14 protein-coding genes and 1 pseudogene are annotated in these 16,182 nt (G+C 62.9%); 7 read left to right on the forward strand and 8 right to left on the reverse strand.

The window, feature by feature from the left end:
- Window positions 1-125: 125 nt before the first annotated feature.
- The gene (locus HV744_RS17545; RefSeq protein ID WP_175150787.1) at window positions 126-509 is read right to left on the reverse strand and encodes a hypothetical protein; all 384 of its coding nucleotides are present in this window, start codon (window positions 507-509) and stop codon (window positions 126-128) included.
- A gap of 351 nt (window positions 510-860) precedes the next feature.
- Here HV744_RS17545 and HV744_RS17550 point away from each other — a divergent pair, with 351 nt between their 5' ends.
- On the forward strand, window positions 861-1,139 hold the full coding sequence (locus tag HV744_RS17550; protein ID WP_042324988.1) for an HU family DNA-binding protein: 279 nt from the start codon (window positions 861-863) through the stop codon (window positions 1,137-1,139).
- 192 nt (window positions 1,140-1,331) lie between these two features.
- Here HV744_RS17550 and HV744_RS17555 read toward each other — a convergent pair whose 3' ends face one another.
- The 3 genes from HV744_RS17555 to HV744_RS17565 all read right to left on the reverse strand — a co-directional run bounded on the left by HV744_RS17555 (window position 1,332) and on the right by HV744_RS17565 (window position 4,333).
- Window positions 1,332-2,450 carry a 3-deoxy-7-phosphoheptulonate synthase gene (locus HV744_RS17555; RefSeq protein ID WP_281363652.1) on the reverse strand — a complete coding sequence of 373 codons (1,119 nt, stop codon included), beginning with the start codon at window positions 2,448-2,450 and terminating at the stop codon, window positions 1,332-1,334.
- 183 nt (window positions 2,451-2,633) lie between these two features.
- The gene (locus HV744_RS17560; RefSeq protein WP_425497750.1) at window positions 2,634-3,482 is read right to left on the reverse strand and encodes a DUF72 domain-containing protein; all 849 of its coding nucleotides are present in this window, start codon (window positions 3,480-3,482) and stop codon (window positions 2,634-2,636) included.
- A 107-nt stretch (window positions 3,483-3,589) separates the two neighbouring features.
- Window positions 3,590-4,333 carry a TetR/AcrR family transcriptional regulator gene (locus HV744_RS17565; protein ID WP_175150790.1) on the reverse strand — a complete coding sequence of 248 codons (744 nt, stop codon included), beginning with the start codon at window positions 4,331-4,333 and terminating at the stop codon, window positions 3,590-3,592.
- A 342-nt stretch (window positions 4,334-4,675) separates the two neighbouring features.
- Here HV744_RS17565 and HV744_RS17570 point away from each other — a divergent pair, with 342 nt between their 5' ends.
- The 4 genes from HV744_RS17570 to HV744_RS17585 all read left to right on the forward strand — a co-directional run bounded on the left by HV744_RS17570 (window position 4,676) and on the right by HV744_RS17585 (window position 10,591).
- A complete protein-coding gene (locus tag HV744_RS17570; RefSeq protein ID WP_175150732.1) occupies window positions 4,676-5,857 on the forward strand; it encodes an isovaleryl-CoA dehydrogenase in 1,182 nt (393 codons plus the stop codon).
- A gap of 184 nt (window positions 5,858-6,041) precedes the next feature.
- Window positions 6,042-7,649, forward strand: coding sequence for a carboxyl transferase domain-containing protein (locus HV744_RS17575; protein ID WP_175150733.1), 1,608 nt, complete (start codon window positions 6,042-6,044; stop codon window positions 7,647-7,649).
- Between the two features lie 29 nt (window positions 7,650-7,678).
- Window positions 7,679-8,464: an enoyl-CoA hydratase/isomerase family protein gene (locus HV744_RS17580; protein ID WP_175150734.1), complete on the forward strand. Its 786-nt coding sequence runs from the start codon at window positions 7,679-7,681 to the stop codon at window positions 8,462-8,464.
- 90 nt (window positions 8,465-8,554) lie between these two features.
- Complete coding sequence (locus HV744_RS17585; protein ID WP_175150735.1) at window positions 8,555-10,591, forward strand: acetyl/propionyl/methylcrotonyl-CoA carboxylase subunit alpha; 2,037 nt, start codon at window positions 8,555-8,557, stop codon at window positions 10,589-10,591.
- A 9-nt stretch (window positions 10,592-10,600) separates the two neighbouring features.
- On the opposite strand, the gene HV744_RS17590 is transcribed toward HV744_RS17585, so the two are convergent.
- The 3 genes and pseudogenes from HV744_RS17590 to HV744_RS17600 all read right to left on the reverse strand — a co-directional run.
- Window positions 10,601-11,392, reverse strand: a complete 792-nt coding sequence (locus tag HV744_RS17590) for a phosphate/phosphite/phosphonate ABC transporter substrate-binding protein (RefSeq protein WP_175150736.1) — start codon at window positions 11,390-11,392, stop codon at window positions 10,601-10,603.
- Between the two features lie 19 nt (window positions 11,393-11,411).
- Window positions 11,412-11,690, reverse strand: a complete 279-nt coding sequence (locus HV744_RS17595; RefSeq protein ID WP_175150737.1) for a DUF1488 family protein — start codon at window positions 11,688-11,690, stop codon at window positions 11,412-11,414.
- 208 nt (window positions 11,691-11,898) lie between these two features.
- Window positions 11,899-12,489 (reverse strand): annotated as a pseudogene (locus tag HV744_RS17600) (right-handed parallel beta-helix repeat-containing protein); the annotation flags it as partial.
- Window positions 12,490-13,280: 791 nt separating this feature from the next.
- Between HV744_RS17600 and HV744_RS17605 the strand changes: the two are divergent.
- Both HV744_RS17605 and HV744_RS17610 read left to right on the forward strand, forming a co-directional pair.
- Window positions 13,281-14,687, forward strand: coding sequence for a selenium-binding protein SBP56-related protein (locus HV744_RS17605; RefSeq protein WP_175150738.1), 1,407 nt, complete (start codon window positions 13,281-13,283; stop codon window positions 14,685-14,687).
- Complete coding sequence (locus HV744_RS17610) at window positions 14,684-15,358, forward strand: hypothetical protein (protein ID WP_175150739.1); 675 nt, start codon at window positions 14,684-14,686, stop codon at window positions 15,356-15,358. The genes HV744_RS17605 and HV744_RS17610 overlap by 4 nt, the downstream gene beginning before the upstream one ends.
- Here HV744_RS17610 and HV744_RS17615 read toward each other — a convergent pair.
- Window positions 15,241-16,122 (reverse strand): CDP-diacylglycerol diphosphatase, encoded by an 882-nt coding sequence (locus HV744_RS17615; protein ID WP_175150740.1) that lies wholly within the window; start codon window positions 16,120-16,122, stop codon window positions 15,241-15,243. The genes HV744_RS17610 and HV744_RS17615 overlap by 118 nt on opposite strands.
- Window positions 16,123-16,182: the final 60 nt, after the last annotated feature.

The following is a 16,182-nucleotide window of genomic DNA, read 5'->3' on the forward strand; positions in this document are numbered from 1 at the left end:
CCTTGAGTGCCTTTCAAAAGGAAATAAATCGGGCGCTGGGCAAGCGGCAACTACGACCTCGCAGCAACGGAGCACAAGTCATTTATGCCGTGCAGTGCGTAGCGCCCGGCGTGTTTTTTACCGATTCAAAGCGCTGGGCATGACAACACGCGTTGGGGCGGAACGGTCGTGCCGGGTTCGCCGCTTCTGGCCGGTGTGCCTTGTGGCGGAGTCGACACGAGGCGGATCGTATTCACGCCGGCATTCGCCAGCACGTATTTTTCCGGGCTGTTGTCGGGTTGCCAGGAGGCTCGGAAATCGCCGCCGTCGCTGAAAACCAGCAGTTTGCCGTGGACCGTTTTCGCGCCGCTGACGAGGTCGACGGGTTCACCGTCGCGCATCTGGAAGCCTTGGGGCGAAGCTGAACTGGCTGCGCCGACCAGGGTTGCGCAGCCGTTGTCGTCGGCAGCCGAGGCGGCGCAAGACATCGCGGCGAGCAGCGCACATGTTGCAATATGGCGAAACTTCATTTTTTTTATTCCTCCCGGATTCTTGAATCGCGGGGCTTTACGCCCGGCCATGCCGACTCTCTGCGATCCACCGCAACATGGCAAAAAAGCCTGCTGGCGGAGCTTTGCACGGCGCTAAAGCACTGAAATTGCAACGGATTGTGATACGTGGTCAACGCGTGGAAAGCGCCAGAAACGCGTAAGCGCGCGATTCTTATGGCACTTTGCAACGAAAAATCGTCAAATTGGCTCTGGGCGGGTGATACAAGCCTTACACCGAAGGTTTGCGCGAATGCGCGCCTATGCGTTAGTGTGTCGGTCCCGGCGCAACAGATGTGGCGCCGGTTCCATGATTACCATACGGGATGTGCTATGAACAAACAGGAACTGATTGATGCAGTCGCCGCAGCAACGGGCGAAAGCAAAGCGGCCACCGGCCAAACCATCGACGCGATCGTCGAAGCGGTGACCAAAGCCGTGGTGAGCGGCGACACGGTGCAACTGGTCGGTTTCGGTTCTTTCTCGACCGGCGCGCGCGCAGCACGCGTAGGCCGCAATCCGTCGACCGGTGCCGAGATCCAGATCGCGGCAGCGAAGACGGTGAAGTTCACCGCCGGCAAGGCATTCAAGGAAGCAGTCAACGCGTCGTAATGCAACGCGCTTCACGCCGGAGCATCCACGTGCGCTGTGAAGCGCGCGGCGAGCCATGCCTCGGGCGTGAGGAATCACGCGCTGCCCATCCCCGGTAAGCCCCGGTAAGCTGGACTGATCGGCGGCTGGTGCGGCGCGTGTGCCTGAGTTGCGTGAGTGAGATGAGCGTTGCGCCGGCGGTTCGCGGCGCGCTCAGCCCGCGCGGCGCTTGCGGGTTGCGTCGGCGAGGGTGTCGAGCACCGGCTCGGTTTGCGCCCAGCTCACGCAGGCATCCGTGATCGATACGCCGTAACGCAACGGCACACCGGCCTTCAGATCCTGACGGCCTTCTTCCAGATGACTCTCCAGCATGACGCCGATAATGCGGCGCTCGCGCTGCGACAACTGCTGCGCCAGATCCTGCACCACCTCCAGTTGACGCAAATGCGATTTGCCCGAGTTCGCATGCGAACAGTCGATCATGACCTGCTCGCGCAGACCCGCTGATCTGAGCGCGGCACAGGTGGCCTCCACCGACGCGCTGTCGTAGTTCGGTCCTTTCTTGCCGCCGCGCAGGATCACGTGCGCGTCGTCGTTGCCACGCGTTTCGAAGATCGCGGCCATGCCCATTTTCGTCATGCCCATGAACGCATGGCTCGCGCGCGCCGCGACGATTGCGTCCGCAGCGATCTGCACGCCGCCGTCGGTGCCGTTCTTGAAACCGATCGGGCAGCTCAACCCCGAAGCCAGTTGCCGATGACTCTGGCTCTCCGTCGTGCGTGCACCGATGGCGCCCCACGCGATCAGATCGGCAATGTATTGCGGGCTGAGCAGGTCGAGAAATTCGGTGGCGGTGGGCAGTCCGAGACCGTTGATGTCGAGCAGCAATTGCCGCGCGAGACGCAGACCTTCGTTGATGCGGAAGCTGCCATCCAGCCGCGGGTCGTTGATATAGCCTTTCCAGCCGACCGTGGTGCGGGGCTTCTCGAAGTACACGCGCATCACGATCAGCAGATCGTCCTTGTGGGAGTCGGCCGCGGCCTTGAGCTTGCGTGCGTATTCGATCGCCTCGTCGTGGTCGTGAATCGAACAGGGGCCTACGATCAACACGAGCCGGTCGCCGCGGCCGTGCAGAATGTCGGCGATTTCCGTGCGCGTTTTTTCGACGAGCGTCTGCACCGAAGGCGGCACCGGCAGTTCGTCCTGCAACAACGCAGGGGAAATCAACGGACGTACCGCGCCGATCCGAACGTCGTCGATGCGCGTGGTGTCCTGGGTGGCGTCGGCCGAGCCGACTTCCTGATCGTGCGAAGGATTGTCGATGGCGCTCAAAATGTTCTCCCGGACCTTGATGATGGGGCGGCCTGGCCGCTTGAATGTGCGAGTGTCGCTGCGCTGATTTCGCGGGGACTCTGCAATGGGGTTGCGTTGTGCTTGCGTTGAATGTGCGTTGCGTTTGCGTCGGTTCGCTGGCGCGATTATGACACCCGCTTGCGGTGGCCGGAACGCGGCGGATCAGAGTTTCTTGATCAGCGCCATCGCGGCGGCCGGATTGCGTTCCTTGAAGCCGCTGATCACGTACAGGTAGACGTCGCGCGCCGCTGGGTCTGCGGGTGGCTCGGCGGAAGTTTCCAGATCGTCCGGCGTCGTGCCCGCGGCCAGCTGGCGCGCGCGTTCGGCCCATGCGTCGAGCGCTTTGGCCGAATAGCCTTTGGCCTGTTTGTCGGTCGTGCCCATGATGCGGGCGTAGACGAACGGCGCGGTGAGGTCGGCGATTTGCGGGTATTCGCTGTCGCCCGCCAGCACCACCGCGACTTTGTATTTCCTCGCGAGCGCGATGAATTCCGGAGTCTTGAACGTGTCGTTGCGGACTTCGATTGCGTGCCTGAGCTTGTGGCCTTCGATGCTGGCCGGCAGCAATTTCAGAAAGGCCTCGAAGTCTTCGTGGTCGAATTTCTTGGTCGTCGCGAATTGCCAGTTGATCGGACCGAGTTTCTGTTTGAGCAGCAGCACGCCGCTCGCGAAGAAGCGTTCGATCGTTTCACCGGCGTCGGCAAGGACTTTTCTGTTGGTCGCGTAGCGCGGCGCTTTCAGCGAGAAGACGAAATCGTCCGGGGTTTCCTGATACCACTTCTCGTAACTCGCCGGCTTTTGCAAACCGTAAAACGTGCCGTTGATTTCTATCGACGTAAGGTTCTGGCTCGCGTATTCGAGTTCGCGGCTTTGCGTAAGGTCCGACGGGTAGAAGGTGCCGCGCCACGGCGCATAGGTCCAGCCGCCGATGCCGATGCGGATGTTCGCGGTGTTGGTGGATTTCGCGGGTTTAGCGGGTTTCGCGCTCTTTGCGCTTTTTGCTTCAGCCACTTGGGTTCTCCTTCTGGCTACGGCGTCGAAGCAGTAGATTAGCGTCTTTTGAGCCGGCGGACAGAAGCGGAGAACCTCGCTCGTGCAGAATGGTGAAACGCGGCCCGCTATGCGTCGTGCGGTGTGCCCGGCGAACGGCGCGCGGCTTCTTCGAAGCGGCGGTTCGCCTCCGCCACTTCCACTCTGAACTGCTGCAACGCAGTCACCGCCAGATCAGGCGGCGTGAGCGCGGTCCACAACACGTCGATCAACCGATCCGCGGTCGCGTCGATGTCGATCTGCCGGTTTGTGAGCGTGGCGTCCCACAACACATGCTCCATCGGCCCGAACACCATCGAGCGCAATAAACGCAACGGCATGTCCGCGCGAATCTGCCCGGTCTCCTGGCCTTGCGCCAACACGCGCATCAACGGCGCGGTATAGCGGCGCTGCAGTTCGGTCAGCGCCTCGCTCAACTCATGGTGGCGGGCGCGGCCTTCGGACAACACCAGCGCGCACAGATCGGTGCCGTTGACCAGCATCAGCCGCAAATGCGTGCGCACGATGAAAGCGAACTGCTGGCGCAGATTGCCGTCGCGCGGCAAGCCGGACTCGATGGCTTCGATGATCTCGTCGTACCAGTCGCCGATCACGCGCGCGCACAGCTCGCGCTTGCCGCGGAAATAGCTGAACACGGTCGCCTCGGAAATGCCCAGACGCTGCGCGATCTCCGCGGTGGTCGCGCGCTCGTAGCCTTTTTCGGAGAAGACGTCGCGCCCCGCCTGAAGAATCTCTTTCACGCGTTGCTGCGATTTGCGCCCGGCCGGCTGGCGGCGCGAGACAGGTAACTCGGCCTTCACGGCAGCCGTCATATGAGTCAAGTTCAGATTTGTGACGCGAATTGGGATCGCGAAGCGGGCCGATTGGGTGCGCTCAATGAGTTCAATGACCCCAATGAGCCTGATGACGGCGATCCTATCACGGGAGCAAGCATCTGTGGCAGGCTAGAACATTTTCTGAGTAACACTCAAAAATACCTATTGACGCTTACGTCAATCTAGCGTGAAATGCGCGTTGAAACTATTGCGTCTCGTGCGGGATGGCAGCGGCGGCCCAGCAGGCCACCGCTGCCGCCACCAGCCGCCGAACCGCACCCGGACCCGCCGGCGCCCAGCAAGGCTGACCGGCCGCCAACGAACTCTGGAGACACAGCAATGCGCAACCTGCCCGGTTTGCAGTTCCCGCTCGGTGAAGAAATCGAAATGCTGCGTGACAGCATTGCGGGATTCGCCGCCAAGGAAATCGCCCCGCGTGCCGCGGAAATCGATCGCACGGATCAGTTCCCGATGGACCTGTGGCGCAAGTTCGGCGATCTCGGCGTGCTCGGCATGACGGTCTCGGAGGAATACGGCGGCGCGAACATGGGCTACACCGCGCACATGATCGCGATGGAAGAGATCTCGCGCGCGTCGGCTTCGGTCGGGCTTTCTTATGGCGCGCATTCGAATCTGTGCGTCAACCAGATTCACCGCAACGGCACCGACGCGCAAAAGCAGAAATACCTGCCCAAACTAGTCTCCGGCGAACATGTCGGCGCACTCGCGATGAGCGAGCCGAACGCCGGCTCGGACGTCGTCAGCATGAAGCTGCGCGCGGACAAGAAGGGCGACCGCTATGTGCTCAACGGCACGAAGATGTGGATCACCAACGGCCCGGATTGCGACACGCTGGTGGTCTATGCCAAAACCGATCTCGAAGCGAATTCGCGTGGCATTACCGCGTTTATCGTCGAGAAAGGCATGAAGGGTTTTTCGGTTGCGCAGAAGCTCGACAAGCTCGGCATGCGCGGCTCGCATACCGGCGAACTGGTGTTCGAGAACGTCGAAGTGCCGGAAGAAAACATTCTTGGGCAACTGAACGGCGGCGTGAAGGTGCTGATGAGTGGCCTCGACTACGAACGCGCGGTGCTCGCGGGCGGTCCGACCGGCATCATGGTCGCGGTGATGGACGCGGTCGTGCCGTATATCCACGACCGCAAGCAGTTTGGCCAGGCGATCGGCGAGTTCCAGCTGATTCAGGGCAAGGTCGCCGATCTCTACACCACGCTGCAGGCGTGCCGCGCGTATCTGTACGCGGTGGGCCGTCAACTCGATACGCTCGGCAAGGAGCACGTGCGCCAGGTGCGCAAGGACTGCGCCGGCGTGATTCTCTACACCGCGGAAAAAGCCACGTGGATGGCCGGCGAAGCGATCCAGATTCTCGGCGGCAATGGCTATATCAACGAGTATCCGGTCGGGCGCTTGTGGCGCGATGCGAAGCTCTATGAAATCGGCGCGGGCACGAGCGAAATCCGCCGTATGCTGATCGGCCGCGAACTGTTTGCCGAAACGCTTTGACGGGTCGTGCGCTGCGGCGCACGTTGCATCAGGCGGGTCATGTGCATCAAATGGGCGTCAAACGCGCCGCGTCGCGGCGCGTGAGCACCGGCCTCGATAAAAAGCGGCGAACAGGAACGACCTTGCATGGGATCGGAGTAAGCGCTAAAGCCCTGACTCCGATCGACACAGGAGAAGCTATTTCATGCCGATCATCGAATCAAAGCTGAATCCGCGCTCGGACGACTTTCGCGCCAACGCGGTGGCGCTCGAAGCGCTGGTCGCCGATCTGCGCGCCAAGGTCGAGAAGCTCGCGCTGGGCGGCGGCCAGGCGGCGCGCGACAAACACACGGGGCGCGGCAAACTGCTGCCGCGTGAGCGGATCGAAAAGCTGCTCGATCCGGGCACGCCGTTTCTCGAGTTCTCGCAACTCGCCGCCTTCAACATGTATCACAACGACGCGCCGGGCGCGGGCGTGATCACGGGCATTGGCCGGATCGCGGGACAGGAGTGCCTGATCGTCTGCAACGACGCGACGGTCAAGGGCGGCACCTACTATCCGGTCACCGTGAAAAAGCACGTGCGGGCTCAGGAAATCGCGGCGGAAAATCATTTGCCCTGCGTGTACCTGGTCGACTCGGGCGGCGCGAATCTGCCGAATCAGGACGACGTGTTCCCCGACCGCGATCACTTCGGCCGCATCTTCTACAACCAGGCGAATCTGTCGGCGGCGGGCATTCCGCAGATCGCCGTCGTGATGGGCTCCTGCACGGCGGGCGGCGCATATGTGCCGGCCATGAGCGACGAGTCGATCATCGTCAGGAATCAGGGGACGATTTTTCTCGGCGGTCCGCCGCTCGTGAAAGCCGCGACCGGCGAAGTGGTGAGCGCGGAAGACCTCGGCGGCGGCGACGTGCATACGCGTTTGTCGGGCGTGGTCGATCATCTCGCGCAGAACGACGCGCACGCGTTGGCGATTGCGCGCAGCATCGTCGGCAATCTGAATCGCACCAGGCAGACGTCGGTCGCGTTGCAGGAGCCGAAGCCGCCGCGCTACGACGTGAAGAGCATGTACGGCGTGATTCCCGTCGACACGCGCAAGCCGTTCGATATCCGCGAGGTGATCGCGCGCATCGTCGACGACTCGGCGTTCGACGAATTCAAGGCGCGCTACGGCACCACGCTCGTCACCGGCTTCGCGCACATCTGGGGCCATCCGGTCGGCATCATCGCGAACAACGGCATTCTGTTTTCGGAGTCGGCGCTCAAGGGCGCGCACTTCATCGAGCTGTGTTGCCAGCGCAAGATTCCGCTGGTGTTCCTGCAGAACATCACCGGCTTCATGGTGGGCCGCAAATACGAAAACGAAGGCATCGCGCGCAACGGCGCGAAGATGGTGACGGCGGTCGCCACCGCGAAGGTGCCGAAGTTCACCGTGATCATCGGCGGCTCGTTCGGCGCGGGCAACTACGGCATGTGCGGCCGTGCGTATTCGCCGCGCTTCCTGTGGATGTGGCCGAACGCGCGCATCTCGGTGATGGGCGGCGAACAGGCGGCCTCGGTGCTGGCCACCGTGAAGCGCGACGGTATCGAAGGCAAAGGCGGCGCGTGGAGCGCCGAAGAGGAAGAGGCGTTCAAGCAGCCGATCCGCGACCAGTACGAACATCAGGGCCACCCGTACTACGCGAGCGCGCGTCTGTGGGATGACGGCGTGATCGACCCGGCGCAAACGCGCGACGTGCTTGGTCTCGGCCTCTCGGCAAGCATGAACGCGCCGATCGAAGACACGCGCTTCGGCGTGTTCAGAATGTGACAGAGCGCGATGCGCAGGAGTTGCAACCTATGCAATACGAAACGCTGAATGTCGGCTTTGCCGGACAGGTCGCCACGGTCACGTTGAATCGCCCGGACGTGCGCAACGCGTTCAACGAAACGATGATTGCCGACGTAACCTCGGCGTTCACGGCGCTGAACGCGCGCGACGATGTGCGTGCGGTGGTGCTCGCCGCGAACGGCAAGGCGTTCTGTGCGGGCGCCGATCTGAACTGGATGAAGAAGATGGCTGGTTACTCGGACGACGAGAACCGCGCCGACGCGATGTTGCTGGCGAAGATGCTGGCGTCGGTTTATCGCTGCAACAAGCCGGTGATCGCGCGCGTGAACGGCGACGCGTACGCAGGCGGTATGGGCCTGATCGCGGCCTGCGATATCGTGGTGGCGGTGCAGGGCGCACGGTTCTGCCTGTCCGAGGCGCGGCTCGGCCTGATTCCGGCGACCATCGCGCCCTACGTGATTCGCGCGTTGGGCGAGCAGGCATCGCGCCGCTATTTCACCACCGCCGAGGCGTTCGATTGCGTGACGGCGTTGCGCCTCGGCTTGGTCAGCGAAGCGGTCGACGCGCAGCAGCTCGACGCCACCGTCCAGCAGATCGCCGACACGCTCTGTGCGAATGGACCGCAAGCGGTGCGCGCGTGCAAGCAACTCGTGCAGGACATCGCGGGCCGTGAGTTGAGCGATGCGCTGATCGAAGATACGGCGGCGCGCATCGCGCGTACGCGGGCCGGCGCGGAAGGTCGCGAGGGCGTCGCGTCGTTCCTCGAAAAACGCACACCGGCCTGGCGCAACTGACGCGCAAGCCACGACCATTTTCCAAGGCGCATGTAGCGCCTTGACCAGAACAACAGCCCCGAACGAACGGCACACTTCATCGAGACATTCATGTTCAACAAGATCCTGATTGCCAACCGGGGCGAGATTGCCTGCCGCGTTGCCGCGACCTGCAAGCGGCTCGGCATTGCGAGCGTGGCCGTCTATTCCGACGCGGACGCCAACGCGAAACACGTGGCGGCCTGTGACGAAGCCGTGCACATCGGCGGTTCGACGGCGGCGGAGAGTTATCTGCGTGTCGAACGCATTATCGAAGCCGCGCGCGCCACCGGCGCGCAAGCGGTGCATCCGGGCTATGGTTTCCTGTCGGAGAACGAAGACTTCGCGCACGCGTGCGAGGCAGCCGGCATCGTCTTCATCGGACCGCCGGTTGCGGCGATCGCCGCGATGGGCTCGAAGGCCGCCGCGAAAGCGCTGATGCACGCGGCCGCGGTGCCGCTCGTGCCCGGTTATCACGGCGACGATCAGGATCCGCAGTTGCTGCAGCGTGAGGCGGATGAGATCGGCTATCCGGTGCTGCTCAAAGCTAGCGCGGGCGGCGGTGGCAAGGGCATGCGCGTGGTCGGGCGCAGCGCGGATTTCGCGGCGGCGCTGGCCTCGTGCAAACGCGAAGCCGCGAGCAGCTTCGGTAACGATCGCGTGCTGATCGAGAAGTATCTGACGCGGCCGCGTCACGTGGAGGTGCAGGTGTTCGCGGACCGTCACGGCGGCGCAGTCTATCTGTTCGATCGCGACTGCTCGGTGCAGCGGCGTCACCAGAAGGTGCTGGAAGAGGCGCCGGCACCCGGACTCGGCACCGAACTCAAGCGCGAAATGGGCGAAGCGGCGGTGGCCGCCGCGCGCGCGGTGGATTACGTCGGCGCGGGCACGGTCGAGTTCATCATGACCGGCAGCGGCGATTTCTATTTCATGGAGATGAACACGCGCCTGCAGGTCGAGCATCCGGTCACCGAGATGGTGACGGGCCAGGACCTGGTGGAATGGCAACTGCGCGTCGCCGCCGACGAACCGCTGCCGCTCACGCAGCAGCAGTTGAAGCTGGACGGTCACGCGATCGAGGCGCGTATCTATGCCGAACACCCGGCGCGCGGCTTCCTGCCGTCGACGGGCACGCTCAAGCATCTGCGCATGCCGGAAGGCGTGGAGTTTGCGATTGATGCGGCCGGCCTGGGCGAGTCGGGCCGCAAAGCGCCGGTGCGGATCGACAGCGGCGTGCGCGAAGGCGACACCATCACGCCGTTCTATGACCCGATGATCGCCAAGCTGATCGTCCACGGCGCCACGCGCGAAGAAGCGCTCGCGCGCCTGAGCCGCGCACTGCGTGCGTGCGAGGTGGTCGGTCCGCATACCAACGTCGAGTTCCTGCAAAGCATCGTCGCGAGCGAGCCGTTTGCGAGCGGCGACCTCGACACGGGTTTGATCGAGCGTCATCACGATGCGCTATTCGCGCCGCGCAAGAAGCCCTTCAAGGAAGCGCTCGCGCTCGCCTGCGCGGCGTTGCTCACGCGCGAGGGCGGCACCGCGCACGGCGCGTCGCCGTGGGATGCGTTTTCGCACTGGCGTCTGAACGGCGGCTATACGCAAACGCTCGGCTGGCGCGAGATCGACCACGGCGACAATGAAACCGCGTTCACTGTTTCGTTTGCGCGCGATAGCGGCACGCAAACGCTCGCACATGACGGCGTGCGCGAAGACTTCTCGTGGTCCAGCGGCACGGGCGCGCACGAGTTCCGCGCGACCATCGGCGATGCGCGCGTGACCGGCCGCGTGTTCGTCGACGGCGACACGTTCCATGTGTTCTGCCTGGGCGAGGCGCTGGCGTTCGAATGGCAGAACCTGCTGGCGCATGCGGCGGATGCCGAGCACGGCGAAGGCCGTTTGACTGCGCCGATGCCGGGCAAGGTGATCGCGGTGCTGGTCGAACCGGGCACGGTGGTCGAGAAGGGCACGCCGCTGCTCGTAATGGAAGCGATGAAGATGGAGCACACGATCGGCGCGCCGGCGGCCGGGACGGTGTCGGAAGTGCTGTACGGGGTCGGCGATCAGGTTGCCGACGGCGCGCAGCTTCTGGTGCTGGACGTGCAGTAGATTCGCGGCTCAGCCGAGGCGCGCATAGCCGGCGGCGCGCGCTTCGTTTTCGAGTTGTTCGATCCGTTCGTAGTCCGTGAGCGGTAGAACCGAAAAGCCCTGCAAACGCAGGCGTTTCGCGCGCTCGGGCCGGATTTCGAGTGTCTCGTTCAGCGCCTCGCGCAGCGCTTCGATGGTCGCCGGCGGCACGGTGCCGGACGCGATCAGCGGCAAACCCGGCGACGCCGCCGTCATGCCGATCGCGCGAACCCGCCGCGCCAGGTCCGGCATCACGTCGCCGACGAAAGCGAAGGTCACGCAATCGACCGCGGCGACGTCCGCGCGATTGTCTGCCACCGCCCGCAACGAGCCGAGATGCGAACCAGTGCGCAGCACCGCGCTGAAAAACATACCGGCACGCGAGTGCGGAGCGACCGCGTGACGAAACACATTCATGCCGCTGTTGGAGTCGTCCTGGTTGTAGGCGGCGCGCGCGCCGCGGCAGGCTGCGAGCGTATCGAACTGCGCGTCCGCCCGCGTCACCAGCACGCTCGAATAATGCGCGCCCTCGCAGCCCGGCGCGTCGAAGCGCGGCGTCGCGATCAATTGAACCTGCTCGTGCAGGCCGTGCATCAGCGGATAGCCGCAGGTCTGCGACAGCAGCAGGTTGGGGCGCCGCCAGAAGCCAGGCAGCTCCTCGTCCGGCTCGACGATGCGGCACGCCGGCTTGACGCGGCGCACTACGTCGTCGAGCCACTCGCGCCACTCGAGGTCGAGCGCGGGCGTGACGTTATACATCGGCAGGGCGGCAATCCAGGTCATGGATATGATTCTGGCACAGCTAATGTCTGATCATTCGGAATTCGTCGAGCCCGAGCCGCACGGGCTCGCTCGGTCTGAATGTCCACTTTTGCGCGGCCACCGTCAGGATCTCCAGTTGCGCGTCTTCGAACGCGACGAGCAGATCCCGCTTGCGCTTGCTCGCCGCCCCACAGAAGGCCACGAGTGCCTCGGCGCTGACTTCGAAAATCTGCGCGCGATCGTCACAGCACACCCGGAATGCGACCGTCGCGCATTCCGTCACACAGGGCCTGAACCCTTCATCGACATAGACCGACATGGCGATCTCCCTGCAAAGCCCAAGTCAACAGGATGACAAGTCGTAAGTATTGAGTATGTGGGAGAACCGGCATTCGCGATGAAATCCCGTGCTTTCCGACGCGCGCATCGGCCGGGAACTGAATACATTCGCGCAAACTTTTGTAAGCCGCTGCCTCTTTCCGCCCGGTATTCGTCCATTTACGCGCAGGTGCGCTGGCTACACTCGCTCCGTCACCCTGGTAGCTCACTACGGCAATCATGTCATCCCCAGTGCCGGTGACGGTGTTGTCCTGGACAAGCACGTTGTGCGAGCCGTACGTGGTGTGGATGCCGTCGGCGAGCGTCCCCTGCACCTTGTTACCCACGACCGCGATGTCTGTCCCGCCGAAAACGAAGATTCCGTCACTGGCACCGCCCTGGATCGTGACATCAAGCACCTGAATACCTGCCCCCGTCACTTCGACTTTCGTCGAACCTGGCGTGGTGAGCCGCGTTGTCCCGGTACCAATCAGAGTGAGCCCGACGAGGGTTGAATTACTGCCGCTCATCACGATGGTCTGATCTTCCGGGTTGGTTGCGACTAGCGTTGCCCCATATCCTGACACGACAACCTGCTGGCCCTTCACCACGAGCGAATGGCCGACGACGTAGCGGCCCGGTGCGAACACCAGACGCTGGCCGGCCTGTAATTGGTCGAGCGTCTGTTGGAGCGCATCGGCCTGCTCGCTGCCGTCTGCCGCTGGAAAAACCGTCGCATCGGGGAGGGCGGCGATCTGACTGGATGGGCCACGCGAATTCCGATGCCTGGAGGATGGCATCGTCGAGGTGGATGAATCCACCGCACGGAATGTCTGCGCCAGCGGATCGGTGGCATAGATCGACAGAACTGCGATGCATATGCCGGTAGCACGGGATAAAGTTTTCACGTTCAGCTCCTTTCGTAAGCGCCGTGATGCCAGGTGGGCGATGGTGTTGCCAGATCGTCATGTCATTAGCCTTGTAGAAGGTGGGTGCGGAAAGTTTCTTGTACTGAACAATCCGTTAATCGAGCCTATGCCATTGAAAAAGAGAAAAAAATTGGACTGAAAACGTAGGACGTTTGGAGGTTCTGCTAGCGAATCGCCCTCTGTCTTACCGGTGAGGCGTAAGACGTTCGTCTCGAATGACGCGACGCGATTTCGCCGGCCGATAACGTGCAGACTTGCCAGGTTCCTCGTGGGCGTACTGAGTGCGAGATCTCTCGCGCGGCGCTCGAAATGTAGTTCTGGTTGTGATCGGGCACCGATGCAACGCGTATGCTCGGGACATTCGCAAACAGGCGGATGCGGATCCGACCGGCGCCTCCCCGTGACGCGCGGCGCAAAGGGGACACTCGGACTACTCGTTGACCGGACTCACCGAAACGGGAAGGGCACGTTTGTGGTGGGTCGCCCTATAGATGGGCGCTTCCCGGGTGGAAGAACAAATGACGAAAAACGAAGCGCGCACCAAAGCTGACGAAACTTTCGGTTGATCTCGCCGCTACCGTGGACTACAAATCTAAGACTGAGTGTGAGCGAATATCGGAATCTCTTGCATCCAGAACCAGCTGGACAAGGAGAGACTCGTCATGGCTATGCGCCCAGATCCGACCTTCCACGCATCTCCGAAACTCGCGATGGATGCGCCCGCGGAAGACTACGCCTACACGGTGCTGCTCAGCCCCGACTTCTCGCAGCCCGACGCGCTCGCCGTGATCGACGTGAAGCCAGACTCGGCGACCTACAGCAAGGTGGTTCACACGGTGCCGGTGCCGAACAAGGGGGACGAATTCCATCATTTCGGCTGGAATGCCTGCTCATCGGCACTGTCGCCGCTGACTGGCCACGCCTTCCTCGAACGACGCTATCTGATCATTCCGGGGATGCGCTCCTCGCGCATTTATATCGTGGACACCAAGCCTCATCCGACCGAGGCGCGAATTCACCAGATCATCGAACCTGAGGAAATCTTCCGTAAGACAGGCTACTCGCGTCCGCATACGGTCCATTGCGGGCCCGAAGGAATTTACGTCAGCACGCTCGGTGGCGAAGGAAAAGATGGCACCGACGGGCCGCCGGGTATTTTCATCATGGACTGCGAGACGTTCGATGTGCTCGGCCGCTGGGAGATCGACCGCGGTTTGCAGGAGAAACACTACGATTTCTGGTGGAACCTGCCGCGCGACTACATGGTGTCGAGCGAGTGGGCATTGCCGCCGCAATTCGAGAACGGGATCGTCGCCGAGGATCTTCTGTCGAACAAGTACGGGCACCGCATCCACTTCTGGGATCTGCGGGCGAGACGCAACGTGCAAACGATCGACCTCGGCGCGAATCATCAGATGGCGCTCGAAGTGCGGCCTGCGCATGATCCGAGCCGGGAGTACGGGTTCATCGGTGTGGTAGTCGATACAACGAACCTCGAAGGGTCGATCTGGACCTGGTGGCGCGAGGGCGGACAGTTCCACATCGAGAAGACCGCAACCATTCCGCCCGAGCCTGCCGCCGCGGAATTGCTTCCTCCTTTGCTGCAGGGATTCGGTGCGGTGCCGCCGCTCGTCACGGATATCGATCTCTCCATCGACGACAAGTTCCTGTACGTCGCCTGTTGGGGAACGGGCGAGATGCGCCAATACGACGTGACGGATCCCCGCAAGCCGAAGCTTGCCGACTCGGTTCACATCGGCGGGATCGTACGGCGCACGCCCCATGCGAACGGTGAAACCTTCGCGGGTGGCCCGCAGATGGTTGAGATCAGCCGCGACGGCAAGCGTGTCTATTGGACCAACTCGCTCTATTCGAGCTGGGACAACCAGTTCTATCCGGACGGTGTCCCCGCGGCACAGGTCATGGCTCGGGCCGAGCCCGGTGGTGGCCTCTCGCTCGCCGACGATTATTGGGTGACCTTTCCCGATGGATACCGGGCTCACCAGATTCGGCTCGAGGGCGGCGACTGCTCGACTGATTCGTTCTGTTACCCGTCGGTGGGCATTTGATCGGGGGTGGTTGGTCGCAGGCCGGCCTTTGGTTAGCCATCCTTGCGAGTGGTATATATCACGGGCTCAATCCGGCGATGGGATGGCCGCTCGCCGTTTCGAGCGGGTTGATGCAGCGACGCGCGCGGGCGCTGCTTGTCACGCTCTGCTATCTCGCGGCAGGGCACGTGCTCGCCATGTTCGTGGTGATGGTGCCTTTTGCCATGCTTGCGATGCTGCTCGCATGGCAGCGCGAGATACAGGCCGGCGCAAGCATGCTCGTAATCGGCTTTGGCGCCTATCTTCTGATCCGCAGACGCCATTCGCGTGTACTCGCGCGGATCCCGCCGTCACGGCTCGCACTCTGGTCTTTCGCCATCGCCATTGCGTACGGCGCGGGACTGATGCTCGTGCCGATCTACCTCGGACTTTGCCGGTCTTACGGCATGGATCGGGCGCATCGGGCCGCGCAGACCCTGATCGATTACAACCTTCGCATGGCGTTGCTTGTCTCCGCCGTCCACGGCACGGCGATGATGGTGGCCGGCGGATGCCTGGCCTGGCTGGTCTATCGCTACCTGGGGCTGAAGTTCGTGTCACGGAGCTGGTTCAATCTGGATGCGATCTGGGCATCGAGCCTCATCCTGGTGGGCATGCTGTCGTTGGTTGCATCCGCCACACGGCATGCGTGATCCATCAGGCCTTCGGCCGTGCCGCTGCCGTTGTCGACTTCGGTGCCGCTGTTCAGGATCAGCCAGCCGTCGGTGGCGGCGGACGGGCCCGCGCCCGTCACGAGGATGGTTTGCGTCGCCATTGCTCCGGCGCCTTGATTGTCACGCGCGACGATGCGGAAAGGATTGCTGGCTTGAGCGAGTGAAGTCACGCGCATGATCCGGTAGCGCTCGCCGTCGAGCGTATCCCAACGCCACTCGCCGGGCGCGTCCTTCGCGTGACGCGCGAGCGCCAGGCTGACCTCGCGGCGCATGCAGTCGATATGGATATGCAGCTGGTTTTGCGAACGGCGATACTCGGAGTTGATTACGAGGCCGAGCTGATTGTCCGGCAGCGCACGCTTGACCGACTTCTCGACGTAATGCCGCGAGTCCCACGCGTCGACCCAGTAATCCTGCGCATGAGGCGCGAGCACGAGCGGGCTTTCGATGCCGGTGATGCGATCGGTCGGAATCAGCAGATGCTGCGAGCGACCGACAATATCCTTCAGGATCACGTAGCGTTTGTCGAGATCGACACTCGTGCATTGGCCCGGCGTGCCGGTTGCCTGCTGAGACGGCACGCAGCGGATGTCGACGATTTTCCACAGCGCGTCGGAATCGGCCGTGGCAAGGCGCGCGCATGCTGTGGCGGTGAGTGTGATGGCCAATGCCGCGGCCAATCTGGCCGCATGGCGTAAGAGGGTCCGCCGCGGGTGGGCGGGTGTGGGTGTGGGTGTCGTCATCGGCACGTTGGCTGGTGTTTTCGGAAAGCGTGGCTAGCGGACTCAAAGGGCAAAAGAGGG

Origin of the sequence: Paraburkholderia ultramafica (genome assembly GCF_902859915.1) — a bacterium.
Taxonomy (GTDB): Bacteria; Pseudomonadota; Gammaproteobacteria; order Burkholderiales; family Burkholderiaceae; genus Paraburkholderia; species Paraburkholderia ultramafica.

What these genes read in the sequence shown, in the direction of transcription:
- HV744_RS17595 (WP_175150737.1), bottom strand. Translation starts at nt 11,690, where the DNA reads ATGTCGGTCTATGTCGATGAAGGGTTCAGGCCCTGTGTGACGGAATGC.
- HV744_RS17575 (WP_175150733.1), top strand. Translation starts at nt 6,042, where the DNA reads ATGCCGATCATCGAATCAAAGCTGAATCCGCGCTCGGACGACTTTCGC.
- HV744_RS17615 (WP_175150740.1), bottom strand. Translation starts at nt 16,122, where the DNA reads ATGACGACACCCACACCCACACCCGCCCACCCGCGGCGGACCCTCTTA.
- HV744_RS17565 (WP_175150790.1), bottom strand. Translation starts at nt 4,333, where the DNA reads ATGACGGCTGCCGTGAAGGCCGAGTTACCTGTCTCGCGCCGCCAGCCG.
- HV744_RS17590 (WP_175150736.1), bottom strand. Translation starts at nt 11,392, where the DNA reads ATGACCTGGATTGCCGCCCTGCCGATGTATAACGTCACGCCCGCGCTC.
- HV744_RS17585 (WP_175150735.1), top strand. Translation starts at nt 8,555, where the DNA reads ATGTTCAACAAGATCCTGATTGCCAACCGGGGCGAGATTGCCTGCCGC.
- HV744_RS17570 (WP_175150732.1), top strand. Translation starts at nt 4,676, where the DNA reads ATGCGCAACCTGCCCGGTTTGCAGTTCCCGCTCGGTGAAGAAATCGAA.
- HV744_RS17605 (WP_175150738.1), top strand. Translation starts at nt 13,281, where the DNA reads ATGGCTATGCGCCCAGATCCGACCTTCCACGCATCTCCGAAACTCGCG.
- HV744_RS17545 (WP_175150787.1), bottom strand. Translation starts at nt 509, where the DNA reads ATGAAGTTTCGCCATATTGCAACATGTGCGCTGCTCGCCGCGATGTCT.
- HV744_RS17580 (WP_175150734.1), top strand. Translation starts at nt 7,679, where the DNA reads ATGCAATACGAAACGCTGAATGTCGGCTTTGCCGGACAGGTCGCCACG.
- HV744_RS17550 (WP_042324988.1), top strand. Translation starts at nt 861, where the DNA reads ATGAACAAACAGGAACTGATTGATGCAGTCGCCGCAGCAACGGGCGAA.